Source organism: uncultured Candidatus Kuenenia sp. (genome assembly GCF_900696675.1).
Lineage (GTDB): Bacteria > Planctomycetota > Brocadiia > Brocadiales > Brocadiaceae > Kuenenia > Kuenenia stuttgartiensis_A.
Genome location: NZ_CAADGZ010000289.1, coordinates 1 through 1,280 on the forward strand (window position 1 = coordinate 1; position 1,280 = coordinate 1,280).

General features: G+C 43.0%; 1 protein-coding gene and 1 pseudogene. Both read right to left on the reverse strand.

The window, feature by feature from the left end; all coding sequences use genetic code 11:
- Positions 1–46: 46 nt before the first annotated feature.
- Positions 47–997: a Druantia anti-phage system protein DruA gene (locus QZT26_RS17700; RefSeq protein ID WP_164994367.1), complete on the reverse strand. Its 951-nt coding sequence runs from the start codon at positions 995–997 to the stop codon at positions 47–49.
- A pseudogene (locus QZT26_RS17705) lies at positions 994–1,280 on the reverse strand (IS4 family transposase); the annotation flags it as partial. The pseudogene QZT26_RS17705 and the gene QZT26_RS17700, both read right to left, overlap by 4 nt.

Here is a 1,280-nt window from a genome sequence, read left to right on the forward strand (position 1 = left end):
ATTAATTTTTCAGAATGGGGATTCACCTCCCTCATATACTAAGAACTTATTGGGATTGTTGTAACACGGAACGGAATTCTCTGCACAGTGGATACACCATTATTAATTTTACATTTTCGTAAAGTTTGGAATAGTCTCCCAATTTCCCCCTCCCCTTCGTTTCTCCTAAATAAATCCAATTTGCTGCCTTATAGCATGTACCCCTGAAACGTTTTTTTTCTACAAACGTCTCTAACATTACAGGCCGGTATTTGTAACGATCTTCCCAATCATTCGGCAGTTTTTTGGCGACTAAGCCCAATACCCTTGATGCAAGATTCCTTGACTTTATCCAGGGCAAAATCAAAAACCGGCAATTATTTACTATCAGATTGAGATTTTGTTCCCGAATCTGACTACTCCATCCGATAAAGTCTTCTCTTGCCTGCACATTCCACGCTGATGCACCAAAACCTAATGCCCCAAGTACGCCGTAACGACTGTTTATCTGATAGCGAAGTTGGGCGCCTACCAATCTTTTATATCCTAAATAATGCCAACGATGAATCATTTCGTTCCATATACGGGATTCTACAGGGGTTTTTACTATATCCAGACTTATATCTCCAATCTCTCCGGCTGATAGGTTGAGCAATGGCTGGTTATCATTTAACATATTACTATGCTTGTACGGCTTGCCATCGCCATTCCCATTTCGATTCAAAGATGGCGGCAAGGAGAACCACCCATCTCTTTCCATCCGCAGCAGCGCTACACGGCAACTCATATCCTTTAGCTTGCCGTCTGCCTTTCTCCACTCAAAGCGCTCACATATCTTCACCGAAATAGCCGTCCGGCACAAACCCTTTGTCCTGACTATTTCACTAATAATTTTCATTTCTTCCATCGTAAAGTCGCGCCCACAATAACGAACCGGCGCGGCAGACTGATGCAACGCAACGGCAGATTTGATTCGTTCAGGCTCTTTGAGAATATGATTCCTGTTGTCCCCTGTCATAGTGAAAAACCCTCTAAAAATCCAACCTGTCCACTTATTAATTCAAGGGTTGTTTTGCGCCGCCTCTTTTGTTTTAACAGTCCTTTGGGGAAACTCTTTAACAATTCTTCCATAAGCGCCGGAAGCATATTATCTGCAATCGCACGGCTCAGACGCCCTTTTCTTTGTAACCATTGAATTAGCTTTACCCCACTCACCTCCCGGCACATAGTACTATGACAATACCATGCGCTTAGCGCATATATCCGCGTTACGATACATATCATTATCAACCGGCCATATA

Bases quoted from the DNA above. Each gene is read 5' to 3' on its own strand.
- QZT26_RS17700 (WP_164994367.1), bottom strand. From the start codon at position 997: ATGACAGGGGACAACAGGAATCATATTCTCAAAGAGCCTGAACGAATC.